Below are 23,917 nucleotides of genomic sequence, written 5' to 3'. Positions count from 1 at the left end.
CGTGCGGGGTCCGCTGTCCACCGGGTTCGGCAGGGCGCGGGGCGTAGGGTGCGCGGCATGAGACGGGAAGGCGCACCGCGCAGACTGACCGTGGACGGCACCGTATGGCTCTGGAACGTCCGGCACCGGCACCCCGGCTGCCGGACCGTGCTCTCGCTGCGCCGCGCGGAGCACCGCCACGCGCAGCTCCGGCTGGTCTTCCGGGGCGGGCCGGGCCGCATCGTGGCCGGATACCCCTTCGGCCTGGGCGACGTGGCGTCGACCGGCGGCGACATCCTGAACCTGAACAAGCCCGGTGTCGTACGCCGCTTCCTGGAGGAGGCGGCGGCCCGCGGCCTCCTTCCCACCGCCCACGGCGTCCGCGAGGAGGACGCCTGGCCCCTCTACGACACCCTGACGGCTCCCGCGGAGGGTTAGGGCCTGTCCGGAAAGTCCCGCCCGGCTCGCGACGTCCGGGCAGACGGCGCTACTTTCCGGACACCCCCTAGCTCCAGCGGCCGGTGCGCCCCAAGACCAGGGCCGTCGCCGCCGTGCCTGCCGTGGAGGTGCGCAGGACGCTGTGGCCGAGGCGGTACGGCTTCGCCCCGGCGGCCTCGAAGGCGGCGAGCTCGTCCGGGGAGACCCCGCCCTCGGGGCCGACGACGAGCACGATCGAGCCCTTCGCCGGGAGGTCGGCGGTGGCGAGCGTCCCGCTGGGGTGGTCGCGGTCCTCGTGCAGGACGGCCGCGAAGTCGGCGCCCGCGAGGAGGGCGGCGACCTGCTTGGTCGTCATGAGGTCGGCGACCTCGGGGAAGCGGGTCCGGCGCGACTGCTTGCCGGCCTCGCGCGCGGTGGACCGCCACTTGGCGAGCGCCTTGAGGCCCCGGTCGCCCTTCCACTGGGTGATGCAGCGGGAGGCGGCCCAGGGCACGATCCCGTCCACGCCGGTCTCCGTCATGGTCTCGACGGCGAGTTCGCCCCGGTCTCCCTTGGGCAGCGCCTGGACGACCGTGACGCGCGGCTCCTCCTCGGGGTCCTCGTGGACCTCGTCGACCCGCACGGTGAGCTCGTCCTTGCCCTCGGCGGAGACCACCACGCACTCGGCCCAGCGGCCCCGCCCGTCGGCGAGGACCAGCTCCTCCCCGGCGCGCAGCCGCTTCACGGAGACGGCGTGCCGCCCCTCGGGCCCGTCCAGGAGGAAACTCCCGGCACCGGGGACGGTGTCGACGACGAAGACGGGTGCGGTCATGAGGCGCTCCTGGGGGCCAGCTCGGAGAGGGCGGTGTCGAGTTCGGCGGCCAGCACCTCGACCAGCTGCCCGGCGGGGAGTTCCCGGGCGAGGCGGTGGCCCTGACCGGCCCACAGGGCCATGCCCTGGGCGTCGCCGGCGGCAGCGGCGGCCTTGCGGAGCGGGGCGGTGAGGTGGTGGATCTCGGGGTAGGCGGCGGGGGCGTACGGCCCGTGCTCGCGCATGAAGCGGTTGACGAGGCCGCGCGCCGGGCGCCCCGAGAAGGCCCGGGTGAGGGCGGTGCGGGTGAAGAGCGGGTCCGTCAGGGCCTGCTTGTGCAGCGGGTGGGCGCCCGACTCGGGGCAGCGGAGGAAGGCGGTGCCGAGCTGGGCGGCCTCGGCCCCGGCGGCGAGGACGGCGGCGATCTGCGCGCCGCGCATGATGCCGCCGGCGGCGACGATCGGCAGCGCGACGGCCTCCCGGACCTGGGTGACGAGGGTGAGGAGCCCGGTGCCGGGGGCGTCTTCGTCGGACGGGTCGTCGCGGTACGTGCCCTGGTGTCCGCCGGCCTCGACGCCCTGGACGCAGACGGCGTCGGCGCCGGCCGCCTGCGCGGCGAGGGCCTCGTCGGCGGAGGTGACGGTCACGATCGTGTACGTACCGACGCGGTCGAAGGCGTGGAAGGTCTCCCTCGGGGGGCAGCCGAAGGTGAAGGAGACGACGGGGACCGGGTCCTCCAGGAGGATGGCCAGCTTGGCGTCGTAGGCGTCGTCGCGGGAGTCGTCGGTCTCGCCGAGCGGGGTGTCGTACCAGGTGGCCTCGCCCGCGAGCTGGTGGCGGTAGACCTCGACGGCGGCGGGGTCGGCGGGCCGCCCGTCCTGCGGCATGAAGAGGTTGACCCCGAAGGGGCGCGCGGTGAGCCCGCGCACCCGCTTGATCTCCTGGTACAGGCCTCCGGCCGTCTTGTACCCGGCGGCGAGGAAGCCGAGCGCCCCGGCCTCGCAGACGGCTCCGACGAGCTCGGGACAGGAGGCGCCACCCGCCATGGGGGCCTGCACGATCGGAAACCGAGAGAGATCGTTCAGTGCGGTGGTGGACATATGGGCATCGTGTCATGCCGCCGGGACGGGTACGGGAAAGGGGCGGCACCAGAGCGCCGCCCCTTTCCGTACACCCGGATCAGCGTCCGTTGAACGCGTCCTTCAGCCGCGAGAACAGCCCCTGCTGCCCCGGCTGGAACTGCCCCGTGGGCCGTTCCTCGCCGCGCAGCTTGGCCAGCTCGCGCAGGAGGCGCTCCTGCTCCGCGTCGAGCTTGCTCGGGGTCGTCACCTCGACGTGCACGATCAGGTCGCCCCGGCCGTTGCCCCGCAGGTGCGTGACGCCGCGCCCGTGCAGCGGGATCGACTGGCCGGACTGCGTGCCCGGGCGGATGTCGATCTCCTCGACGCCGTCGAGGGTCTGCAGCGGCACCTTGGTGCCGAGCGCGCCCGCCGTCATCGGGATGGTGACCGTGCAGTGCAGGTCGTCGCCGCGCCGCTGGAAGACCTCGTGCGGGGTCTCGTGGATCTCGACGTACAGGTCGCCGGCGGGGCCGCCGCCGGGGCCGACCTCGCCCTCGCCCGCGAGCTGGATGCGGGTGCCGTTGTCGACACCGGCCGGGATCTTGACCGTGAGCGTGCGGCGGGACCGCACGCGGCCGTCGCCGGCGCACTCGGGGCACGGGGTCGGCACGACCGTGCCGAAGCCCTGGCACTGCGGGCAGGGGCGGGAGGTCATGACCTGGCCGAGGAAGGACCGGGTGACCTGGGAGACCTCGCCGCGGCCGCGGCACATGTCACAGGTCTGCGCGGAGGTGCCGGGCGCGGCGCCCTCACCCGAACAGGTGGTGCAGACCACGGCCGTGTCGACCTGGATGTCCTTGGTGGTGCCGAAGGCCGCCTCGTTGAGGTCGATCTCCAGGCGGATCATGGCGTCCTGGCCGCGGCGGGTGCGCGAGCGCGGGCCGCGCTGCGAGGCCGTGCCGAAGAAGGCGTCCATGATGTCGGAGAAGTTGCCGAAGCCGCCCGCTCCGAAGCCGCCGCCCGCGCCACCCCCGCCGGAGGCCGAGAGCGGGTCGCCGCCGAGGTCGTAGACCTGCTTCTTCTGCGGGTCCGAGAGGACCTCGTAGGCGGCGTTGATCTCCTTGAAGCGTTCCTGCGTCTTCGGATCGGGATTGACGTCCGGGTGCAGCTCGCGCGCGAGCCTCCGGAACGCCTTCTTGATCTCGTCCTGGGACGCGTCGCGGCGCACGCCGAGTACGGCGTAGTAGTCCGTGGCCACTTACGACTCCGCCAGGATCTGTCCGACGTAACGTGCCACTGCGCGTACCGCTCCCATCGTTCCGGGGTAGTCCATGCGGGTCGGTCCGACCACGCCGAGTTTGGCGACTGCCTCGCCGCCCGAACCGTAGCCGACCGAGACGACGGACGTGGAGCTCAGCCCCTCGTGGGCGTTCTCGTGCCCGATGCGTACGGTCATGCCCGATTCCTTGGCCTCGCCGAGCAGCTTGAGGAGCACGACCTGCTCCTCCAGAGCTTCCAGGACGGGCCTGATCATCAGGGGGAAGTCGTGTCCGAAGCGGGCGAGATTGGCGGTGCCGCCGATCATCAGCCGCTCCTCGTGCTCCTCGACGAGGGTTTCGAGGAGGGTCGCGAGCACGGTCGAGACCGTGGCGCGGTCCTCGGTCTCCTCGAAGGACTCGGGGAGGTCCTGCACCAGCTGCGGCACGTCGGCGAACCGGCGGCCGACGACCCGGCTGTTGAGCCGGGCCCTCAGGTCGGCGAGCGAGGTCTCGCCGAAGGGCGCGGGGCAGTCGACGACGCGCTGCTCGACCCGGCCGGTGTCCGTGATGAGGACGAGCATCAGGCGGGCGGGGGCCAGCGAGAGCAGCTCCACGTGCCGGACGGTCGAGCGGGTCAGCGAGGGGTACTGGACGACGGCGACCTGGCGGGTCAGCTGGGCGAGCAGTCGTACCGTACGCCCGACGACGTCGTCGAGGTCGACGGCTCCGTCGAGGAAGTTGTGGATGGCCCGCCGCTCGGGCGTCGACAGCGGCTTGACGCCGGCGAGCCGGTCGACGAAGAGGCGGTAGCCCTTGTCGGTGGGGATGCGCCCGGCGCTCGTATGGGGCTGGGCGATGTACCCCTCCTCCTCGAGCACGGCCATGTCGTTGCGGACGGTGGCGGGCGACACGCCGAGCTTGTGGCGCTCGGTGAGCGCCTTGGAGCCGACCGGCTCCTCCGTCCCGACGTAGTCCTGGACGATGGCGCGCAGGACCTCGAGTCTGCGTTCGCTGAGCATCGTGCGCACCTCCAGCTGGCGTCGTCGTTCCGGTTGCTCCGCTTTTGGCACTCGCCCTGTCCGAGTGCCAGCGATCCCCCGGTCAGTGTACGGCGGCGGACATCGCTCCTGGCAAGGAGGCGGCGCCCGCACCGGTTAGCGTCGCCTCATGGAGATGGATTGGGAAGCGTACGGATGGGAGCGGCTCGAGGACGGGGTGGGCCGGCGACGGCTGCCCGGTTGGGACGCCACGGTGGGGCTGGTCCTGGGCACACGGGCGGTTCTGCTGTACGACACGGGGTCCTCGCTCGCGGAGGGCGCCGAGCTGCGGGCACAGGTGGCGGCGCTCACGGGCGGCCGGAAGGTGACGCACATCGCACTCAGCCACCCCCACTTCGACCACGTCCTCGGCACGGCGGCCTTCGCCGGGGCGGAGGTCTTCGGCGCGGTGGGCTCGGACGAGCTCATGAGCGGGGCCAGGGCCCGGGAGGAGCTGTACGGGGACGCGGTGCGGCAGGGGGTCGATCCGCGGGCGGCGACGGAGGCGACGGACGTCCTGGTGGCCCCCCGGCACGTGGTGACGGGCGAGTGGACGCTCGACCTGGGCGGCCGCCAGGTCCTCCTGGCGAACGTGGGCCCCGGCCACACGGGCCACGACCTGGCGCTCTGCGTCCCGGGCCCGCGCGAGATCGTCTTCTGCGGGGACCTGGTGGAGGAGTCGGGCGAGCCGCAGGCGGGCCCGGACGCGATCCCGTCCCGCTGGCCGGACGCCCTGGAGCGGCTGCTCGCCCTGGGCGGCGAGGAGGCGGCGTACGTGCCGGGGCACGGGGCGGTGGTGGACGCCGCGTTCGTCCGGGCACAGCGCGATGAACTGGCACGCCGCTTCGGCGTGGCATAACGTCGCCCAAATGCGTGGCCGCGTCCCGGACCTGACGCCGTCTCGGCCGCGCGCCCACGGAGAAGACCCCTGCCGCCGCGCCCCGGACGGAACGGAGCCCATGCGTAGCTACAACCCGGACCTGACGCCGCCCTGGAAGAAGTCGGCGCCCGTCCCGGAGATCCCGGCGGAGCACGACCTGGTCGTCGAGGAGGTCGCCACGGGCTTCTGCGGGGCGGTGATCCGCTGCGAGGCGGGCACGGTGACCCTGGAGGATCGCTTCGGCAAGCACCGGGTCTTCCCGCTGGAACCGCGCGGCTTCCTCCTGGAGGGCAAGGTCGTGACCCTGGTCCGCCCCGCGTCCGGCGGACCGGTGCGCCCCGCCCGTACGGCCTCCGGCTCGATCGCGGTCCCGGGCGCACGCGCGCGCGTGGCGCGGGCGGGCCGGATCTACGTCGAGGGCCGCCACGACGCGGAGCTCGTGGAGCGGGTCTGGGGCGACGACCTGCGGATCGAGGGCGTGGTCGTGGAGTACCTGGAGGGCGTCGACGACCTGCCGGCGATCGTCGCGGAGTTCGCCCCGGGGCCGGACGCCCGGCTCGGCGTCCTGGTGGACCACCTGGTCCCGGGCTCGAAGGAGTCGAGGATCGCCGCGCAGGTGACCTCGCCGGACGTCCTGGTCGTCGGCCACCCGTACATCGACGTCTGGGAGGCGGTGAAACCGTCCTCCCTGGGCATCCCGGCCTGGCCGGCGGTCCCCCGCGGCCAGGACTGGAAGACGGGCGTCTGCCGCGCCCTCGGCTGGCCCTCGGACAACACGGGCGCGGTCTGGCAGGCGATCCTCAAGCGCGTGACGTCCTACAAGGACCTGGAGCCGGAGCTGCTGGGCCGGGTGGAGGAACTGATCGACTTCGTGACGGCGCCGTAAGGGCCCTGGGGCGGGCGCGACCCCGGGGAGCGGGCGCCGCGAGGACCCTCGGACGGGCACGACCCCGGGGAGCAAGCACCGCGAGGACCCTCGGACGGGCACGACCCCGGGGAGCGGGCACGGCGAGGACCCTCGGGCGCGCGCCCCAAGCAGCGGGCGCCGCGAGGACCCTCGGGCGGGCACGCCCCCGGGGAGCGCCTCCCTGGACCTCTCACCTCCACCGTGACCCCCTCACGTCCCGGGACAGGGGTGTCCCGGCGTCTCGGGACTCCGGATCCGTGCCACGGCGGACGGGGCCGTGCGAGCGTGGCGCAGCCCTTCACCGGCGCCGCCCTTCCGCCGCGCCGCCACCGTCGCGTCATCTGGAGGAATCCGTGTTCTCCCACCCCGCGTTCACGAGGGCCGCGCTGCTCGTGTCCGCCACAGCTGTCGCCGTGACGGGCCTGGCGGGCACCGCCAGTGCCCGCCCCGGCGCCCCGTACCTCTCCTACGGCAGCCGGGGCGAGGGCGTGAAGTGCGCTCAGATCGCCGTGAACTGGGCCGACGCCTACCCCGTCGACCTGGCCGAGGACGGCTTCTGGGGCGAGCAGACGCAGTGGGGCGTGGCCGCCTTCCAGCGCTGGAAGCTGGGTGACTCCCAGGCGGACGGCGTCGTCGGGCCCCACACCGGCGACAAGATGCTGGAGACCCTGCGGGAGTACAACCCGGTGACGGCGAACTACTGCTACAGGTACCTGCCGAGCCACTGACCCGCCCCGGGGGTGCGTCCGGCCCGGTCCGCGAGGCGCCCCTCGCCCCCTGGGGCCTGTCCGGAAGGTCCGCCCGGCTCGCCGGGCGGACGGCACTGCTTTCCGGACGGGTCCTAGTCCACCAGGTCCCGCACCACCGCGTCCGCGAGCAGCCGGCCGCGCAGGGTCAGGACCGCGCGGCCCGCTTCGTGGGCGGCGGGGTCGAGGAGCCCGTCCGACAGGGCCCGCCCGGCGGCGGCCAGCCCCGCGGGCTTGAGGATCGACAGCTCGACGCCCTCCCGCAGCCGCAGCTCCAGGAGGATCCGCTCGACGCGCCGGTCCTCGTCGGACAGCAGCTCCCGCCCGGCGCCGGGCGACCGGCCCTCGGCCAGCGCCGCCGCGTACGCCCCGGGATGCTTCACGTTCCACCAGCGGACGCCGCCCACGTGCGAGTGCGCCCCCGGGCCGGCCCCCCACCAGTCGGCGCCGCGCCAGTACAGCTCGTTGTGGAGGCAGCGGCCGGCCTCGGAGGTGGCCCAGTTGGAGACCTCGTACCACTGGAAACCGGCCTCGGTCAGGACGGAGTCCGCGATCAGGTAGCGGTCGGCGTGGACGTCGTCGTCGGTCATGGGCACCTCGCCGCGCCGGATGCGCCGGGCGAGCTGCGTGCCCTCCTCGACGATCAGGGCGTAGGCGCTCACGTGGTCGGGACCTGCGCCGATCGCCGCTTCCAGCGAGGCCCGCCAGTCGTCGTCGGACTCGCCGGGCGTGCCGTAGATGAGATCGAGGTTGACGTGTTCGAACCCGGCGGCCCGCGCCTCGCCGACGCACGCCTCGGGCCGCCCCGGGGTGTGCGTGCGGTCGAGGATCTTCAGGACGTGCTGCCGGGCGCTCTGCATGCCGAAGGAGATCCGGTTGAAGCCGCCGGCGCGCAGCTCGGCGAGGTAGGCGGGGTCGACGGAGTCCGGATTGGCCTCCGTCGTCACCTCGGCGTCGTCCGCGAGCCCGAACTCGTCCCGGATGGCACCGAGCATCCGCACGAGGTCCCCGGCGGCGAGGAGCGTGGGGGTGCCGCCGCCGACGAAGACGGTCCGCACGGGCCGGGGGTCGTCGCCGAGGGTCTTCCGGGCGAGGCGGATCTCCTCGACGACCTGCTCGGCGTAGTTGTCGCGGGAGGCGAGCACACCGCCCGTGCCGCGCAGCTCGCTCGCCGTGTACGTGTTGAAGTCGCAGTAGCCGCAGCGCGTCGCGCAGTACGGCACGTGCAGGTAGAACCCGAGCGGCCGCTCCCCGGCCCCTTCGAGGGCGTGCGGGGGCAGCGCCCCGTCGTCGGGAACGGACTCACCATCGGGCAGTACGGAAGGCATGAGCCCCATTGTCCCGTACTGCCCGGGGTGACGGCCCTGGACCGGACGTCAGGCCTCGCGGGACCCCGCGTACATCTCCTCGATGAGGTCCTTGTACTCCCGCTCGACGACCGGCCGCTTCAGCTTCAGGGACGGGGTGAGCTCGCCGTGCTCGATGTCGAGGTCGCGCGGCAGCAGGCGGAACTTCTTGATCGTCTGCCAGCGCTGGAGGCCCTCGTTGAGGCGGTCGACGTAGCCCTGGATCAGCTTCTCGGTCCGCGGGTCGGCGACGAGCTCCGCGTACGACTTGCCGCCGAGGTCGTGCTCGGCGGCCCAGCCGAGGAGGGCGGGCTCATCGAGGGCGATGAGCGCGGTGCAGAAGTTCCGGTCGGCCCCGTGGACGAGGACGTTCGACACGAACGGGCAGACGGCCTTGAACTGGCCCTCGACCTCGGCCGGCGCGATGTACTTGCCGCCGGACGTCTTGATCAGGTCCTTCTTCCGGTCGGTGATCCGGAGGTAGCCGTCGGCGGACAGCTCGCCGATGTCGCCGGTGTGGAACCAGCCGTCGGGCTCCAGGACCTCGGAGGTCTTCTCCGGCAGGCCGTGGTAGCCCTCCATGATGCCGGGGCCGCGCAGCAGGATCTCGCCGTCGTCGGCGATCCGGACCTCGGTGCCGGGGAGCGGCTTGCCGACGGTGCCGGTGCGGTAGGCCTCGCCCGGGTTGACGAAGGAGGCCGCGGAGGACTCGGTGAGGCCGTACCCCTCCAGGATGTGGATGCCGGCGCCGGCGAAGAAGTAGCCGATCTCGGGGGCGAGGGCGGCCGAGCCGGAGACGCAGGCGCGCAGGTTGCCGCCGAAGGCCTCGCGGATCTTGGCGTAGACGAGCGCGTCGGCGACCTTGTGCTTCGCGGAGAGGCCGAAGGGTGCGGAGGCGGTGCCGGTGCGGCGGAAGTTGTCCTGGGTGGCCTTGGCGTACTCGCGGGCGACGCCGACCGCCCACTGGAAGATCTTGTACTTGGCGCCGCCGCCCGCGCGGGCCTTGGCGGCGACCCCGTTGTAGACCTTCTCGAAGATGCGGGGCACGGCCGCCATGTAGGTCGGCTGGACGACCGGCAGGTTCTCGATGATCTTGTCGACGCGGCCGTCGACGGCGGCGATGTGGCCGACCTCGATCTGGCCGGAGGTGAGGACCTTGCCGAAGACGTGGGCGAGCGGCAGCCACAGGTACGACACGTCGTCCTGGGTGAGCAGGCCGGTGGCGGCGATGGCCTTGGCCATGTACGACCAGTTGTCGTGCGGGAGGCGGACGCCCTTGGGGCGGCCGGTGGTGCCGGAGGTGTAGATGAGGGTGGCGAGCTGCGTGGGGGTGATCGCGGCGACCCGCTCCTTGACCGCCTCGGGGTGCTCCACCAGATAGGCCTTGCCGCGCTCCTCGAGGTCCGCGAGGGAGAGGACGAACTCGCCGTCGCTCTCCACGCCGGTGGCGTCGATGACGACCACGTGGTGGAGGTTCGGCAGCTCGGCGCGGCGCTCGACGGCCTTGGCCAGCTGGGCCGCGTCCTCGGCGATGAGGACCCTCGACTCGGAGTCGGAGAGGATGAACGCCGACTCGTCGGCGTTGGTCTGCGGGTAGACCGTGGTGGTCGCGGCGCCCGCGCACATCACGCCGAGGTCGGAGAGGATCCACTCCACCCGGGTGGAGGAGGCGAGGGCGACGCGCTCCTCGGCCTGGACGCCGAGGTCGGCGAGACCGGCGGCGATCGCGTAGACCCGCTCGGCGGCCTGCCCCCAGCTGAGCGACTTCCAGTCGTCCGGGCCGGCGCCGGAGGCGGCGGGAACCGGGTAGCGGTAGGCCTCCGCATCCGGGGTCCGCTCGACGCGCTCAAGGAAGAGGGTCGCCACGGAGGGCGGCCGGTTCTCGATCTGGGTCTGTGTGTCGCTCACGACGTCCTCCGGGCGGCGGCGGTGCCTGCTGGTGGTTCGTAACTAACTGGCGAGTAACCTTCGAGCCGGGATCAGACTAAAGGCCCGACGACCGGCGCGTAAGGCCCTGCAGGGCCTCGCTTCATAACGAACGGGCCCACCCGGGCGACGACGAACGGGTCCACGCGCACCTGGCGCGTGGACCCGTTCGTTGCACAGGGCAGCTATCGCGGACGCCCTGATTACTTCTTCTTGCCGGAGGACTCGTCGCTCGACAGGACGGCGATGAAGGCCTCCTGCGGCACCTCCACCGAGCCGACCATCTTCATGCGCTTCTTGCCTTCCTTCTGCTTCTCCAGCAGCTTCCGCTTACGGGAGATGTCACCGCCGTAGCACTTGGCGAGGACGTCCTTCCGGATGGCGCGGATGGTCTCGCGGGCGATGACCCGGGAGCCGATGGCGGCCTGGATGGGCACCTCGAAGGCCTGCCGCGGGATGAGCTCGCGCAGCTTGGCGACGAGCCGGACACCGTAGGCGTACGCGGCGTCCTTGTGGGTGACGGCCGAGAAGGCGTCCACCTTGTCGCCGTGCAGCAGGATGTCGACCTTGACCAGGCTGGAGGCCTGCTCGCCGGTGGGCTCGTAGTCGAGGGAGGCGTAACCGCGCGTCTTGGACTTCAGCTGGTCGAAGAAGTCGAAGACGATCTCGGCGAGGGGCAGGGTGTAGCGGATCTCGACCCGGTCCTCGGAGAGGTAGTCCATGCCGATCAGGGTGCCGCGACGGGTCTGGCAGAGCTCCATGATCGCGCCGATGAACTCGCTCGGGGCGAGGATCGTGGCGCGCACGACGGGCTCGAACACGTCGCTGATCTTGCCCTCGGGGAACTCGCTCGGGTTGGTGACGGTGTGCTCGCTGCCGTCCTCCATCACGACCCGGTAGACCACGTTCGGCGCGGTGGCGATCAGATCGAGCCCGAACTCGCGCTCGAGCCGCTCACGGATCACGTCGAGGTGGAGGAGACCGAGGAAGCCGACGCGGAAGCCGAAGCCGAGCGCGGCGGAGGTCTCCGGCTCGTAGACCAGCGCGGCGTCGTTGAGCTGCAGCTTGTCGAGGGCCTCGCGGAGGTCCGGGTACTCCGAGCCGTCCAGCGGGTAGAGGCCCGAGAAGACCATCGGCTTCGGGTCCTTGTAGCCGCCGAGGGGCTCGGTGGCGCCCTGGTTCAGGGAGGTGATCGTGTCACCGACCTTGGACTGACGGACGTCCTTCACACCGGTGATGATGTAGCCCACCTCGCCGACGCCGAGACCGTCGGACGAGGTCATCTCGGGCGACGAGACGCCGATCTCGAGGAGCTCGTGGGTGGCGCCGGTCGACATCATCCGGATGCGCTCGCGCTTGTTGAGCTGCCCGTCGACGACACGCACGTAGGTCACGACGCCCCGGTACGAGTCGTACACGGAGTCGAAGATCATCGCGCGGGCCGGCGCGTCGGCGACACCGACCGGCGCCGGAACGTCCCGGACCACCCGGTCGAGCAGCGCCTCGACACCCATACCGGTCTTCGCGGAGACCTTGAGGACGTCCTCCGGCTGGCAGCCGATGAGGTTGGCGAGCTCCTCGGAGAACTTCTCCGGCTGGGCGGCCGGAAGGTCGATCTTGTTGAGCACGGGAACGATCGTGAGGTCGTTCTCCATCGCGAGATACAGGTTCGCGAGAGTCTGCGCCTCGATGCCCTGCGCGGCGTCCACGAGCAGGATCGTGCCCTCGCAGGCGGCCAGCGAACGCGAGACCTCATAGGTGAAGTCGACGTGCCCGGGGGTGTCGATCATGTTCAGGATGTGCGTACTGCCCTGGGCCGGCCCCTCGGTCGGCGCCCACGGCAGCCGGACCGCCTGGGACTTGATCGTGATGCCGCGCTCCCGCTCGATGTCCATGCGGTCGAGATACTGGGCACGCATCTGCCGCTGGTCGACCACACCGGTGAGCTGGAGCATCCGGTCGGCAAGCGTGGACTTGCCGTGGTCGATGTGCGCGATGATGCAGAAGTTGCGGATCAGAGCCGGGTCGGTACGGCTCGGCTCGGGCACGTGGGTAGGAGTCGCGGGCACGCAGGGATCTCGTCTCGGGCGATGTTCAGAACGGATACGTAGAGACCATGGTCCCATGCCCGGCGCCCGGCGCCCGGTTTGGGCGGCCCCGAGAGTGGCTGATAGTGTGGACAGCCGTGTCTCGCATGCCCTCTCAGCTGCGAGGCGCGCCCCAGAAGGAACATCGAACCTGTAAAGGCTCTTTTCGTGGCGAACATCAAGTCCCAGATCAAGCGGAACAAGACGAACGAGAAGGCGCGCCTGCGCAACAAGGCCGTCAAGTCCTCGCTCAAGACCGCGATCCGCAAGGCCCGTGAGGCTGTCGCCGCCGGCGACCTCGAGAAGGCCACCGTTGCCACTCGCGCCGCCTCGCGTCAGCTCGACAAGGCTGTCTCGAAGGGTGTCATCCACAAGAACGCCGCCGCCAACAAGAAGTCGGCGCTGGCGATCAAGGTTGCCTCCCTCCAGGGCTGAGCTCTGATGTGATCGGCCGTACGGGAACCAGCGGGCCCTCTACCCCGCTCCCGCCCGGCCACATGGACTCGCACGCGGACGCGTTCGCCACGCGTGTGCGAGCCCACCAGCACCACCGCCGAAGGCCCCGCCGCCTCCTTCCCCAGGACCGCCGGGGCCTTCGCCGTACCCACCGGCCCCGAAACGGCCCCCCACGGGACCAACCGCAACGGCACGAAGCACCGCGGGGCTGACGGGCGGGGCGAGGCCGGGGCCCGGGGCCGGGGCGCGAAGCTGCCGCAGGGCTGACGGGCGGGTGCAAGGCCGGGGGCCGGGGGACCGGAGCCGACGGCGCGAAGCGGCCGCAGAGCTGACGGACGGCCGCGAGGCCGGGGCCCGGAGCCGACGGCGCGAAGCTGCCCCGGGCCGCTAGGCAGCGCCTGCCACCAGGCCCCAACGACAACGGCAACGGCATGAAACGGCCGCAGCGCTACCGGGAGCGCAAGCCCAGTGGGAGCCGGAGTCGGCGGTGCGAAGCTGCCGCCTGGCTGACGGGCGGCGCGAGCCTGGCAGGGAGCCCGGAGCTGACGGCGCGAAGCTGCCGACGGACTGCTGGACAGCGCGAGGCCGGCAGGCCCCGGAACCGGCGGCGCAAAGCACAGCCGCAGGGCTGCTGGGCAGCGCAAGCCACCGGGCCCCGAACCGACGGCACGGAACAGCCGCAGCACCCCTGGGCGGCGCGAGCCGGCGGGGTTCGGAGCCGGCGGAGCCGAGTTGCCGCAGCGCGGCCGGAGGGCGCGAGCCCTCGGGGCCCGAAGTCGGCGGAGCCGAGTTGCCGCAGCGCGGCCGGACGGCGCGAGCCCTCGGGGCCCGAAGTCGGCGGCGCGAAGCTGCCGGCCGGTCATGGGGGTCCGGCGGGGGCGGAGCCCCCGGAAGGGACGGGCCTCAGCCCCCACCAGCCCCCGGCAGGGTTTCGGGAAGGGGTGGGGTGGGGGATCCGCTCGGACACCAGCCACGAACCGCCCCGCACCACACGCCACGCCCCGGCCCACCCCGCACCACAACGCCCCCGACCCACCAGGCCCGCACCGTCCGGCCACCGCCAGACCCGCACCGCCCCGCCGACCGCCAGGCCCACACCGCCCCGCCGACCGCCAGGTCCCCGCCTCAGCTCAGCCCCGCCGCATCCTCGCCGCCCGCGCCACCGCGACCACCGCCTTCTCCAGGGCGTACTCCGGGTCGTCACCCCCGCCCTTCACCCCCGCGTCCGCCTCCGCGATCGCCCGCAGGGCCAGCGACACCCCGTCCGGGGTCCAGCCGCGCATCTGCTGCCGCACGCGGTCGATCTTCCAGGGCGGCATGCCCAGCTCCCGCGCCAGGTCGGCCGGCCGCCCGCCCCGCGCCGAGGAGAGCTTGCCGATCGCCCGTACCCCCTGCGCCAGCGCGCTGGTGATGAGCACGGGCGCGACCCCGGTCGAGAGCGACCAGCGCAGGGCCTCCAGGGCCTCGGCCGCCCGCCCTTCAACGGCACGGTCCGCGACGTTGAAGGAGGAGGCCTCGGCGCGACCCGTGTAGTACCGCCCGACGACCGCCTCGTCGATCGTCCCGTCCACGTCGGACGTGAGCTGCGCGACCGCGGACGCGAGCTCCCGCAGATCGCTGCCGATCGAGTCCACGAGCGCCTGGCAGGCCTCGGGCGTGGCCGAACGCCCCAGCGCCCGGAACTCCTGCCGTACGAACGTCAGCCGCTCCGCCGGCTTCGTCGTCTTCGGGCAGGCGACCTCCCGGGCCCCCGCCTTGCGCGCCGCGTCGAGCAGCCCCTTGCCCTTGGCGCCGCCGGCGTGGAGCAGGACGAGCGAGATGTCCTCGATGGGGTCGTCCAGGTACGCCTTGACGTCCTTGATCGTGTCGGCGGAGAGGTCCTGCGCGTTCCGCACGACCAGCACCTTGCGCTCGGCGAAGAGCGAGGGGCTGGTGAGCTCGGCCAGCGCCCCGGGCTGGAGCTGGTCGGGGGTGAGGTCGCGCACGTCCGTGTCGGCGTCGGCGGCCCGCGCGGCCGCCACCACCTCCTGGACGGCGCGGTCGAGGAGCAGGTCCTCCTGTCCCACGGCGAGCGTCACGGGGCCGAGGAGGTCGTCGGGGGAAGTCTTTCTGGTGGCCATCGCGATCCAGCATCCCACGGGCCACTGACACCGATGCCCGGCAAGGGGACGAGGGGGACGAGAATGGCGGGGTGAGTGAACGACACGTACTGGTACTGCCCGACCGCGACGCCGCCGAGGAGGTCGCCGGGGAACTCCCCGACCGTTTCGGCGTGGCCGAGGAACCGCAGCTCGTACGGGACGCCCTGGCCGGGGAGGACGACGCCGAGGACGCGCAGTGGCTGGTGGTCGTCGAGGACCCGGACGCCCGCCTCGACCCGGCGGCGCTGGACGCGCTGGCCGCCGAGTACGAGGGCTGGCTGGAAGCCCCGTAGGACCGCCGGGCCCGCCCGTCAGCCCTTCTTGGGGACGATCTGGACGTCGAGTTCGATGCTGATGCTGGACCCGACCGCCGCGATGCCCCGTGCGAGCAGCGTCTGCCAGGTGAGGGTGAAGTCCTCCCGGTGCAGCTCGGTGGTGGCCCGGCAGGCGCCCCGGGTCTCGCCCTCCAGGCCGTTCCCGAGGCCCAGGTACTGGGTGTCCAGGGTCACCGTGCGGCTCACTCCGTGGAGGGTGAGCGCTCCGGTGACGGCCCAGCGACTGCCGCCCCGGTGGACGAAGCGCTCGCTGAAGAACTCCAGCGTCGGGTAGGCGCCGACGTCGAGGAAGTCGCCGGAGCGCAGGTGGTCGTCGCGCATCTGCACCCCGGTGTCGATGGAGGCCGCGTCGATGACGACGTGCATCGCGGAGTGCTCCATGCGTTCGGCGATCCGGACCGCGCCCGCGAAGCTGTTGAACCGTCCGTGGATCCGGGCGAGGCCGATGTGGCGCGCCGTGAAGCCGATCTGCGAGTGCGCGGGGTCGATCTCCCAGTCGCCGGGCTCCGGGAGCTGGGGCTGGGGCGCGACCTGGAGCAGGACGTCACCGAGGCCCTGGTGCTCGCCCTCGGCGACGACGGTGCTGCCGTGGTAGGGCGTGTAGCCCTCGGAGGTGACGGCGACCCGGTACTCGCCCGCCGGTACGGTCGCGAGGACCGTGCCGTACGGGTCGGTCTCGCCGGCCAGGACCTTGCGGCCCGCCGTGTCGCTGACGACGAACTCGGCCTGCCGGACGGGTTCGTGCACGGGGTCGAGCACCCGGCAGCTGAGCACGCCCGCCGAGGAGGGGACGGAGAGGCCGGCGAGCGGACCGCCGCGCGAGGCTCCCGCCGCCCGCTTCCCGAAGAGACGATCGAACATTCTTCACGCACCCCCGTGCGACTCATTCACTATGCAACGAAGTCGCATTCGATCATCGTTGGGGCGTTCGAGGCAAACGGGGTGAGTCGAGGCAAGTGTTACCCAGGGTCCGAATTGAGAGTTCCGCTTCATTGAGGATTCCGCTTCGCGCGGCCGTCACGGCGCCGAGCCCGATCCGACGGGCACCGACTCCCCTTCCCGCGCGGGCAGCTCCCGCGTCCGCGGCAGCGGCGAGGGCAGCAGCCAGAGAACGGCGAGGACGGCCCCGGCGGTGGCGATCCACAGCGTGGGGCGCAGTCCGATCGCGGTGCCGAGCAGGCCTCCGACGAGTGCGCCGAGCGGACGAAAGCCGTGGTTGAGCGTCCGGTACGCACCCATCACCCTGGCTCGCACGGCGTCGGGTATCAGCGCCATCTGGAACGATCCCGCGGCGATGTCGGCGAGCATCACCCCGAGGCAGGAGAGGAACTCCGCGGCGAACAGCACCCCCGCCACCAGCGGAAGCGGCCCGTCCGCCAGGGGCACCAGGAGCAGGGGGAGGGTGAATCCGAGGAAGCCGGCGACGAGCGAGGTGCCGACGCCGACCCGCCGGACGACCGCCCCGCTCCACACCGCCCCGAGGAGACCGCCCACGGCACCGGCCGCGAGCACGAGACCGAGCAGACCCGCGCCGAGGCCGAGTTCGGTGGTCGCGTAGAGCACGAAGATCGTGCTGAACATGTAGTTGAAGAACTGGATCGTGCCGGAGGCCGCGAACAGCGCGCGCATCGAACGCTCCCGCACCACCCAGCGCAGCCCCTCGGTGAAGTGCCCCTTGGCCACGGGCGCCGGCGCGGGTTCGACCGGCGCGATCCGGGCCAGGTACCCGGCCGACACCAGATAGGTGAGCGCGTCCGCGACGAGCGCGAAGGGCGCGGTGAGGAACTGCACGAGCAGTCCTCCGACCCCGGGCCCGGCGAGCCAGGCCATCGAACGGCTCCCGTTCACCAGCGAGTTCGCCTGGACGTAGCGCTCGGTGGGGACCAGCGTGACGAACAGCGTGACGTTGCAGACCTCGAAGAGCACGGTGAGCGCCCCGATCCCGAAGGCCACCGCGTACAGCTGGCCGAGCGTCAGCGTGTCCAGGGCGTAGGCGACGGGCAGGCTCAGGATGAGCGCCGCCCGTCCGAGGTCGGCCGCGATCATGGCGCGCCGGCGACTGGCCTGCCGGTCGGCCCAGGCGCCGAACGGCAGGTTGAGCAGGAGGGCGGGCAGGAGTTCGGCGGTCTTGAGCAGGCCCATCGCAGTGGCGTCGGCGCCGAGGACCAGGACGGCCGCGAGCGGGATCGCGATGAGCGAGATCTGGTCCCCGACGAGGGAGACGGTCTGCCCGGTCCAGTAGCGACGGAAGGTCCGCTCGCGCAGCAGCGCCGGTACGCGTTCCACGAGGGCCATCTCGTTCACTCCTCTTCGCTGTCGGGGATTTCCTGGTCCAGGTAGGCGATCCGCAGGATGCTGACGGGCCGGGCGCCCGCGGGCCTGAGGGAGGGGTCGGAGGTGCGGGCCTCGTAGGGCCGGAGCAGCTCGCCGATCCGCTCGCCGAGGTCGGTCAGTTCCTCGGCGGTGAGGTGGAGCAGGGAGTCGCCGAACTCCTCCGCCTCCCGCCACTCCTTCGGCAGCCGGCGCCGGTTCTCCAGGGCGCGGGTGACCCGTTCGAAGTAGCGCTCGATGACGGCGGCGCTCAGCGCGTCGGCCGCCTCTGCGACCGTCGCGTCCTCACTGTGGTCCGGCCACTCCGTGTACCGGGCGGTGGCCCGCCAGGGCTTCTCCCGCCCCCGTCCGCCGGGCGCCTCCTCCACCAGCCCGTACTTGGCGAGCATCCGCAGGTGGTAGGAGCAGCTGGCCACTGACTCGCCGGTCAGCTCGGCGGCACGGGTGGCGGTGAAGGGCCCGCTGCTGCGCAGCAGCCCCACCAGCGACATCCGTAGCGGATGGGCGTAGGCCCGCAGGGCGCGCGGGTCGGTGAGTCGGATGCTGCGGGGCTGCTCGTCCCCGGACTGGGCTTCTCTGTTCTCCGGCACGATGAAAAGGTATCTTTAGAAAGATTCCTTTACAAGAGTTTCTTCGCAAGCCTCTCCGGCAGCCTCATCCCCCTCCCGGCACGGCCACGAGGCCCCTCCCCGCCCCCACCACGGCGACGGCCCCGTCCCGGTCGGTCCGCAGCACCCGCGCGCCGCCCACCCTCAGCGCCTCCAGCGTCCGGGGCGAGGGATGGCCGTACGGGTTGTCGCGCCCCGCCGACACGAGCGCGAGTCTCGGCCGCACCGCCCGCATCAGACCGGGGTCCTGGTGCGCGGAACCGTGATGGGCGACCTTGAGCACGTCCACCGGCCCCAGCCCCGGATGCACCCCCATCAACGCCCGCTGGGCCGGCGGTTCGAGGTCCCCGAGCAGCAGCAGGCTCAGCCCTCCGGCGGTACGGACGAGCAGCGTGACACTGGCGTCGTTGGGCCCCTCGACGGAGGCCCCGGAGGCATCGCTCCCTCCGGCACCGGCCCACGGCCAGAGCACCCGCCACTCCAGGGCCCCGATCCTCCGCCGCTCGCCCGACCCCGCACGGATCAGCGGCACCCCTGCCGCGGCCGCGGTCCGCCGCACGAACGCCGCCTGACCGGGCGGCTCTTCGAGTCCCGTGGTCTGGATCGCACCCACCGCCCTCCCCCGCAGCACGCCGGGAAGCCCGGCCACATGGTCGGCGTGGAAGTGGGTGAGCACCACCAACGGCACCCTCCGCACCCCGAGTTCGCGCAGACAGCGGTCCACCGGCACGGGGTCGGGGCCCGCGTCCACCACGACGGCGGAGTTCCCGCCCGCCGCGAGCACCGTCGCGTCCCCCTGCCCCACCTGGCACATGGCGAACACCCAGCCCGGCGGCGGCCACCCCGTGACCCACCGGGCCAGCGGCGCCGGCCGCACCACCACGAGCAGGAGCAGCCCGGCGACGAGCGCGCCGACCACACCCCGGTACGGCAGCCTCCGTGCCCCGAGCACCACCAGCGCCGTGAACAGCGCCAGCGCGAGGCCGCCCCACCACCCGCCGGGCCAGGCCAGCTCGGCCCCCGGCAGCGCGGCGCCCGTACGGGCCACCCGCGCGAGCCACCCGGCCGGCCACCCCGCCACCCACGCCAGCCCCTCCGCCGCGGGCATCCAGACCGCCGCCAGGGCGAGCGTGGCGAACCCGCACACCGTCGCCGGCGCCACCGCGAGCTCGGCGAAGAGGTTCGCCGGGACGGCGACCAGACTCACCCGGGCGGCGAACACCGCCACGACCGGCGCGCAGACCGCCTGCGCCGCCAGGCCCGCGCCCAGCGCCTCCGCCGCCCGCCCGGGCACCCCGCGCCGCCGCAGCCCCTCGCTCCACCGCGGGGCGATCGTCAGCAGCGCCCCGGTCGCCAGGACCGACAGCAGGAAGCCGTAACTCCGGGCGAGCCAGGGGTCATAGAGCACCAGGACGAGGACGGCGGCGGCCAGCGCGGGGATCAGCGACCTCCGGCGTCCGGTACCGATCGCGAGCAGCGCGACCAGACCGCAGGCCGCGGCCCGCAGCACGCTCGGGTCCGGCCGGCAGACGACCACGAACGCGAGCGTCAGCCCTCCCCCGGCCAGCGCCGTGACCCGCAGCGACAGCCCGATCCGTGGCGCGAGCCCGCCCCGCTCCACCTGCTGCGCTCGCCCGGGCCGCCCGACGAGCAGGAGCAACACCACCGTGAGGTTGCTCCCGGAGACCGCCAGGAGGTGGGTGAGGTCGGTCGCCTCGAACGCGTCCCGCAGCTCGGGGCCGATCCTGGAGGTGTCCCCCACGACGAGCCCGGGCAGCAGGGCCCTCGCGTCCGGGTCGAGCTTCTCGGACGCCTCCCGCAGCCCGGCGCGCAGATCCCCCGCCGTCCGCTGCAGGCCGCTCGGCGGGCCGACGATCCTCGGAGGACCGGCCCCGTCGACCTTGAGCACCGCGGCGAAGGACTCACCGGACCGCAGCGGCGGCGCGAGCCGGGCGCCGACCCGCAGCCGGGTGGAGGGAAGGAGGCGCAGCCACTCCTCCCGCCCCTCCCCCGACGGCACGACCAGCAGGACCGGCGTCCGGGTCCGGTGGACCGAGCCGTCCGACCGCTCGACCCGGGTCACCTCGCCGTCCAGGACGATCGAGACCGGCGCCATCGCGTTGCCCCGGACCTTGGGCCGGGTGAGCCGGGGGTCGGAGGTCACCGCCACCTCCAACCGCGCCCGCGCGTACTCCCGCGCCAGCTCCGGCACGGGGCCCCGCCGCAGATCCGCCGCCTGCAGCCCCGCCGAGGCGGCTCCGGCCGCCGCGCAGAGCAACACCCCGGCCCACGCGGTCGCCCGTAATCGCCACCCCGGCGTGGCCCCCGGGACGGCCGCTCCGCGACCGTCACCCGGGTCCCCGCGCCGCCGGACCTGCCCCCGCACCAGCAGGATCAGGGCTCCCACCAGGCAGACGGTGACACCGGTCGCCGTCCACCAGCCGGTGGCGCCCACGGCACAGGCCGCCGCCGCCCAGGCAGCCGCCGCGAGGGGAACGAGGCGGAGATCGGTCGGACCCTCCCGCCACGACGGCTGCCCCGCGCCGCGCTCCTCATCGATTCCCTCGTCCGGCTTCATGGCCGGACCAACGGCTCGAGGTCGGCGAACCGGCGCTCACCGATGCCGTTGACCTCCCGCAGCTCCGCGACCGACCGGAAGCCACCGTGCTCCGTCCGGTGGTCGACGATGTGCCGGGCGAGCACGGGTCCCACGCCCGGGAGGCCGTCGAGTTGTTCCGCCGTGGCGGTGTTGAGGCTCAACGGCGCCCCCGGCGCACCGTCCCCGGCGCCACCGCCCGGACCGGAGCCGGCCGCCGACGTCCCCGGCAGACCGACCAGGATCTGCTCGCCGTCGAACAGGACGCGAGCCCGGTTGACGCCGGTGAGGTCCGCGCCGGGCTCCGCCCCGCCCGCCGCCCGCAGGGCGTCCGCCACACGCGAGCCGGCCGGCAGGGTCAGTACGCCGGGCCTGCGCACCTTGCCGCCGATGTCGACCACGACCCGCGCCCCGGAAGCCCCGACTCCCTGCACCGGCACCGGCACCGGCCCCGGTCCCGGCCTCGATCCCGGCCCCGGCCCGCCCCTCGGCTCGGGCACGGCGGTCACGGGAGCAGCGGCGTGGACGAGTTCGGGAGCGCGCACCGGCTCCGGCCGTCCGGTCCAGAAGTACCCGCCCGCGAGACCGGCGGCCACGAGAAGAACCACCGTCAGCGCGGCCAGCGCCCTCGGTTCGAGCCCGCACCTGGTCTGCACCCACACCGGGGTCCGGTCACGGAGCAGCGCGGCCATCCGCTCCCGTACCCCTGGCGGGGAACCACGCTCCGGAGCCTCCGGCGCGTCCGGCACCTCCCAAGCTCCCGGCACCGACGCCGGCGCCGGTGGTGTCACCGTCGGGAACAGAGCGTCTGCCCGTCGCCGCACGGCTCCCCCGGGCATCGCGGGGGCCTGTCCGACCCGGGCGCGCCTCCGGGCCCGCCCGGCAGGCGAGCCGCGCCCTCCGGGGCGACTGCGCCCGTCCGAACCGGGCGCCCGTCCGGGCCCGCTCGTCGGAGCGCCCGCCGAGCCCGAGGTCCTGGAAGTGGTCGATGCGATGCGTGTACGAAGAGTCATGTCCGTGACGGTAGAGATCACGGCCGGGCCGTGCGGAGATCGGCCGTCTTCCGTGGACAGGCGCTTCGCTGTGGAAAACTCCGTCACCCTTGCGAGGGACGAACGGAACCCGGCTGCCGGAACGGCCGATGTCGAGGCGCCGGGGCGGACGGTCTCAGCGCGGCGAGACGACGACCGCGAGGAGACCGGGGCCCGTGTGGGCGCCGATGACCGCTCCCACCTCGCTGACCTGGAGTTCCTCGATTCCCGGTACGCGCTCCTCGAGCCGGTCCGCGAGCGCGGTGGCTCGCTCCGGTGCGGAGAGGTGGTGCACGGCGATGTCGACGGCGCCGGAGCCGGCCCGCTCCACGGCGATCTCCTCCAAGCGCGCGATGGCCTTCGAGGCCGTCCGCACCTTCTCCCGCAGTTCGATCCGGCCCCCGTCGAGTTCGAGGAGCGGCTTCACCGCGAGCGCCGAACCCAGCAGGGCCTGCGCGGCGCCGATGCGCCCGCCCTTGCGCAGATAGTCCAGGGTGTCGACGTAGAAGTAGGCGGACGTTCCCGCGGCACGCTTCTCGGCCGCCGCGACCGCCTCGTCGAGGGAACCGCCGGCCTCCGCGACCTGCGCCGCCGCGAGGGCGCAGAAGCCCAGCGCCATACCGACCATGCGGGTGTCCACCACCCGTACGGGCACGGGGGCGTTCTTGGCCGCGAGCACGGCGGCGTCGTAGGTCCCTGAGACCTCGGCGGACAGATGGAGCGAGACGACGCCCTTCGCACCCGCCTCGGCGGCCTCGCGGTAGGCCTCGGCGAAGACCTCGGGGCTCGGCCGCGAGGTGGTGACGGATCGGCGCTTCTGCAAGGCCTCGGCCAGCGCCTTCGCCGAGATCTCGGTGCCCTCTTCGAGGGCGCGGTCGCCGATGACGACGGTCAGCGGGACTGTGGTGATGGCGTGCCGCTCCCTCGTCTGGCGTGGCAGGTAGGCCGTGGAATCGGTGACGATCGCGACATGCCGGGACATGAGCGGGAGGTTACCCGCCGAGGCTCCCGCCGGGCAGCCCGGCCCCCCTCACCGACCGCCCGCCCGCGCCCGGCACGGCACCGCCCGGGCCGCTCGGTCCCTCGCCCGGCGTCCGGCCTCTCACCTCTCGGCACCGCCCAGGGTCGTGCCGTCAGGTGGTGGTCTCCGGGCGGGTCGACTTCTCCCAGGGGTAGGCGGTCCTGCGGGGGTCGGGTGCCGTGATCGCGGACGGCTCTCCGCCGGCCGCCTGGCCCGTCTCGCGCGCGGGCCGGGCGGACTGCCCCCATCCGCCGGCCTTCGCCGCATCCGCCGTCCCCGTACCGGCCGTCCCCGGCGTGGCGTCCGGGCCCGTCCAGTGGCGCAGGGCGCCCGCCTCGACGTCGATCTGGGCGCTGAGCGACGACAGGTCGTCCTCGGCGAACTTCAGCGCCCGCTCCCGGGCGGCGCGGCGCAGCGCGTCGGCCGAGCCCGTGATGCGCTCGGTCCGCGCGGCGAGTTCGGGCAGCTGGCCGGCCACCCATGCCCGGTCGGGCTCCCGCTCCAGGCGCTTGAGGTCCGCGTCCAGTTCGAGTCCATGGGCGCTGAGGCGGTGGAACAGGTCGAGCGACTCCTTCAGCGAGGCGTCCTCGCCGACCCCGGCCTGCAGCGCCTCCTGGGTGGCGCGCATCGAGGTGCGCAGCGAGAGCCGGAGCCGGGCGAGCTCGCTCGCGGTCCCGGCCTGTCCGAAGCTCTTGGCGCGCAGTGTGGTGTCCTCGACCGTGCGCCGGGCCTGGTCGATGGTGCGGTCGACACCGCGCTTGGCGGCCTTCGCGACCTTCACGGTGACGTACACCCCGAGCGCCACGAAGGACAAGAAGAGCAGCGCCATGATCGTGATAATCGTGGCTTCCATGTGCGCCCCTCCGGCGTCCGTCGATTCCCCACGGCTGTGGTTCCTCCACGTTAAACGGAACGGGCAGGTTGGGGGTTCCATCGGAACCC

Annotated in this window: 22 protein-coding genes; 7 read left to right on the top strand and 15 right to left on the bottom strand. The window is 73.2% G+C overall.

What is annotated here, in order from left to right; translation table 11 throughout:
• The first annotated feature begins 57 nt into the window (after positions 1-57).
• Positions 58-417 (top strand): hypothetical protein, encoded by a 360-nt coding sequence (locus tag BLW86_RS25275; protein ID WP_256341418.1) that lies wholly within the window; start codon positions 58-60, stop codon positions 415-417.
• 67 nt (positions 418-484) lie between these two features.
• Here the strand turns inward: BLW86_RS25275 and BLW86_RS25270 are convergent, their stop codons facing one another.
• The 4 genes from BLW86_RS25270 to hrcA all read right to left on the bottom strand — a co-directional run bounded on the left by BLW86_RS25270 (position 485) and on the right by hrcA (position 4,546).
• Entirely contained in the window at positions 485-1,228 is a 744-nt protein-coding gene (locus tag BLW86_RS25270) for a 16S rRNA (uracil(1498)-N(3))-methyltransferase (RefSeq protein WP_093876160.1), read from the bottom strand.
• Positions 1,225-2,307, bottom strand: coding sequence for a nitronate monooxygenase (locus BLW86_RS25265; protein ID WP_093876159.1), 1,083 nt, complete (start codon positions 2,305-2,307; stop codon positions 1,225-1,227). Before BLW86_RS25265 ends, BLW86_RS25270 begins: the two co-directional genes overlap by 4 nt.
• Positions 2,308-2,386: 79 nt before the next feature.
• Positions 2,387-3,526 (bottom strand): molecular chaperone DnaJ, encoded by a 1,140-nt coding sequence (gene dnaJ, locus BLW86_RS25260; protein ID WP_093876158.1) that lies wholly within the window; start codon positions 3,524-3,526, stop codon positions 2,387-2,389.
• Positions 3,527-4,546: a heat-inducible transcriptional repressor HrcA gene (gene hrcA, locus BLW86_RS25255; protein ID WP_093876157.1), complete on the bottom strand. Its 1,020-nt coding sequence runs from the start codon at positions 4,544-4,546 to the stop codon at positions 3,527-3,529.
• Positions 4,547-4,694: 148 nt separating this feature from the next.
• Between hrcA and BLW86_RS25250 the strand changes: the two genes are divergently transcribed.
• The 3 genes from BLW86_RS25250 to BLW86_RS25240 all read left to right on the top strand — a co-directional run bounded on the left by BLW86_RS25250 (position 4,695) and on the right by BLW86_RS25240 (position 7,079).
• Positions 4,695-5,423 carry an MBL fold metallo-hydrolase gene (locus BLW86_RS25250; protein ID WP_093876156.1) on the top strand — a complete coding sequence of 243 codons (729 nt, stop codon included), beginning with the start codon at positions 4,695-4,697 and terminating at the stop codon, positions 5,421-5,423.
• Positions 5,424-5,523: 100 nt separating this feature from the next.
• On the top strand, positions 5,524-6,330 hold the full coding sequence (locus tag BLW86_RS25245; protein ID WP_093876155.1) for a DUF3097 domain-containing protein: 807 nt from the start codon (positions 5,524-5,526) through the stop codon (positions 6,328-6,330).
• Positions 6,331-6,704: 374 nt separating this feature from the next.
• A complete protein-coding gene (locus BLW86_RS25240) occupies positions 6,705-7,079 on the top strand; it encodes a peptidoglycan-binding domain-containing protein (protein ID WP_093876154.1) in 375 nt (124 codons plus the stop codon).
• Between the two features lie 113 nt (positions 7,080-7,192).
• Here the strand turns inward: BLW86_RS25240 and hemW are convergent, their stop codons facing one another.
• The 3 genes from hemW to lepA all read right to left on the bottom strand — a co-directional run bounded on the left by hemW (position 7,193) and on the right by lepA (position 12,438).
• Positions 7,193-8,425 carry a radical SAM family heme chaperone HemW gene (hemW, locus tag BLW86_RS25235; RefSeq protein ID WP_371129587.1) on the bottom strand — a complete coding sequence of 411 codons (1,233 nt, stop codon included), beginning with the start codon at positions 8,423-8,425 and terminating at the stop codon, positions 7,193-7,195.
• Between the two features lie 48 nt (positions 8,426-8,473).
• Positions 8,474-10,351, bottom strand: a complete 1,878-nt coding sequence (locus BLW86_RS25230; RefSeq protein WP_093876152.1) for an AMP-dependent synthetase/ligase — start codon at positions 10,349-10,351, stop codon at positions 8,474-8,476.
• Positions 10,352-10,572: 221 nt separating this feature from the next.
• Positions 10,573-12,438, bottom strand: a complete 1,866-nt coding sequence (gene lepA / locus BLW86_RS25225; RefSeq protein ID WP_093876151.1) for a translation elongation factor 4 — start codon at positions 12,436-12,438, stop codon at positions 10,573-10,575.
• A gap of 186 nt (positions 12,439-12,624) precedes the next feature.
• Here lepA and rpsT point away from each other — a divergent pair, with 186 nt between their 5' ends.
• Both rpsT and BLW86_RS41580 read left to right on the top strand, forming a co-directional pair.
• Positions 12,625-12,891 (top strand): 30S ribosomal protein S20, encoded by a 267-nt coding sequence (gene rpsT / locus BLW86_RS25220; protein ID WP_093876150.1) that lies wholly within the window; start codon positions 12,625-12,627, stop codon positions 12,889-12,891.
• A 93-nt stretch (positions 12,892-12,984) separates the two neighbouring features.
• On the top strand, positions 12,985-13,179 hold the full coding sequence (locus BLW86_RS41580; protein ID WP_093876149.1) for a hypothetical protein: 195 nt from the start codon (positions 12,985-12,987) through the stop codon (positions 13,177-13,179).
• A gap of 863 nt (positions 13,180-14,042) precedes the next feature.
• Here the strand turns inward: BLW86_RS41580 and holA are convergent.
• Positions 14,043-15,032 (bottom strand): DNA polymerase III subunit delta, encoded by a 990-nt coding sequence (gene holA / locus BLW86_RS25210; protein ID WP_093876148.1) that lies wholly within the window; start codon positions 15,030-15,032, stop codon positions 14,043-14,045.
• 71 nt (positions 15,033-15,103) lie between these two features.
• On the opposite strand from holA, the gene BLW86_RS25205 reads away from it, so the two are divergent.
• Positions 15,104-15,346, top strand: a complete 243-nt coding sequence (locus tag BLW86_RS25205) for a hypothetical protein (RefSeq protein WP_030684879.1) — start codon at positions 15,104-15,106, stop codon at positions 15,344-15,346.
• 18 nt (positions 15,347-15,364) lie between these two features.
• On the opposite strand, the gene BLW86_RS25200 is transcribed toward BLW86_RS25205, so the two are convergent.
• The 7 genes from BLW86_RS25200 to BLW86_RS25170 all read right to left on the bottom strand — a co-directional run bounded on the left by BLW86_RS25200 (position 15,365) and on the right by BLW86_RS25170 (position 23,828).
• The gene (locus BLW86_RS25200; RefSeq protein ID WP_093876147.1) at positions 15,365-16,249 is read right to left on the bottom strand and encodes a YceI family protein; all 885 of its coding nucleotides are present in this window, start codon (positions 16,247-16,249) and stop codon (positions 15,365-15,367) included.
• A gap of 156 nt (positions 16,250-16,405) precedes the next feature.
• A complete protein-coding gene (locus BLW86_RS25195; RefSeq protein WP_177181747.1) occupies positions 16,406-17,692 on the bottom strand; it encodes an MFS transporter in 1,287 nt (428 codons plus the stop codon).
• A complete protein-coding gene (locus BLW86_RS25190) occupies positions 17,689-18,309 on the bottom strand; it encodes a winged helix-turn-helix domain-containing protein (protein WP_093876146.1) in 621 nt (206 codons plus the stop codon). Before BLW86_RS25190 ends, BLW86_RS25195 begins: the two co-directional genes overlap by 4 nt.
• A 64-nt stretch (positions 18,310-18,373) precedes the next feature.
• Complete coding sequence (locus BLW86_RS25185) at positions 18,374-20,905, bottom strand: ComEC/Rec2 family competence protein (RefSeq protein WP_093876145.1); 2,532 nt, start codon at positions 20,903-20,905, stop codon at positions 18,374-18,376.
• The gene (locus BLW86_RS25180; RefSeq protein WP_371129585.1) at positions 20,902-21,615 is read right to left on the bottom strand and encodes a ComEA family DNA-binding protein; all 714 of its coding nucleotides are present in this window, start codon (positions 21,613-21,615) and stop codon (positions 20,902-20,904) included. The genes BLW86_RS25185 and BLW86_RS25180 overlap by 4 nt, the downstream gene beginning before the upstream one ends.
• Before the next feature lie 475 nt (positions 21,616-22,090).
• Positions 22,091-22,936, bottom strand: coding sequence for a DegV family protein (locus tag BLW86_RS25175; RefSeq protein WP_093876144.1), 846 nt, complete (start codon positions 22,934-22,936; stop codon positions 22,091-22,093).
• Positions 22,937-23,087: 151 nt separating this feature from the next.
• A complete protein-coding gene (locus tag BLW86_RS25170; protein ID WP_093876143.1) occupies positions 23,088-23,828 on the bottom strand; it encodes a hypothetical protein in 741 nt (246 codons plus the stop codon).
• Positions 23,829-23,917: the final 89 nt, after the last annotated feature.

It is taken from the genome of Streptomyces sp. TLI_105 (genome assembly GCF_900105415.1).
Lineage (GTDB): Bacteria > Actinomycetota > Actinomycetes > Streptomycetales > Streptomycetaceae > Streptomyces.
Note: the sequence above shows the minus strand (reverse complement) of the source record. Positions and strands in the feature narration are given on the sequence as shown.

Coding starts and splice junctions, on each gene's coding strand:
- BLW86_RS25270 (WP_093876160.1), bottom strand. CDS start 1,228: ATGACCGCACCCGTCTTCGTCGTCGACACCGTCCCCGGTGCCGGGAGT.
- BLW86_RS25180 (WP_371129585.1), bottom strand. CDS start 21,615: ATGGCCGCGCTGCTCCGTGACCGGACCCCGGTGTGGGTGCAGACCAGG.
- BLW86_RS25175 (WP_093876144.1), bottom strand. CDS start 22,936: ATGTCCCGGCATGTCGCGATCGTCACCGATTCCACGGCCTACCTGCCA.
- BLW86_RS25245 (WP_093876155.1), top strand. CDS start 5,524: ATGCGTAGCTACAACCCGGACCTGACGCCGCCCTGGAAGAAGTCGGCG.
- BLW86_RS25275 (WP_256341418.1), top strand. CDS start 58: ATGAGACGGGAAGGCGCACCGCGCAGACTGACCGTGGACGGCACCGTA.
- BLW86_RS25265 (WP_093876159.1), bottom strand. CDS start 2,307: ATGTCCACCACCGCACTGAACGATCTCTCTCGGTTTCCGATCGTGCAG.
- BLW86_RS25185 (WP_093876145.1), bottom strand. CDS start 20,905: ATGAAGCCGGACGAGGGAATCGATGAGGAGCGCGGCGCGGGGCAGCCG.
- hemW (WP_371129587.1), bottom strand. CDS start 8,425: ATGCCTTCCGTACTGCCCGATGGTGAGTCCGTTCCCGACGACGGGGCG.
- holA (WP_093876148.1), bottom strand. CDS start 15,032: ATGGCCACCAGAAAGACTTCCCCCGACGACCTCCTCGGCCCCGTGACG.
- BLW86_RS25170 (WP_093876143.1), bottom strand. CDS start 23,828: ATGGAAGCCACGATTATCACGATCATGGCGCTGCTCTTCTTGTCCTTC.
- hrcA (WP_093876157.1), bottom strand. CDS start 4,546: ATGCTCAGCGAACGCAGACTCGAGGTCCTGCGCGCCATCGTCCAGGAC.
- BLW86_RS25200 (WP_093876147.1), bottom strand. CDS start 16,249: ATGTTCGATCGTCTCTTCGGGAAGCGGGCGGCGGGAGCCTCGCGCGGC.
- BLW86_RS25250 (WP_093876156.1), top strand. CDS start 4,695: ATGGAGATGGATTGGGAAGCGTACGGATGGGAGCGGCTCGAGGACGGG.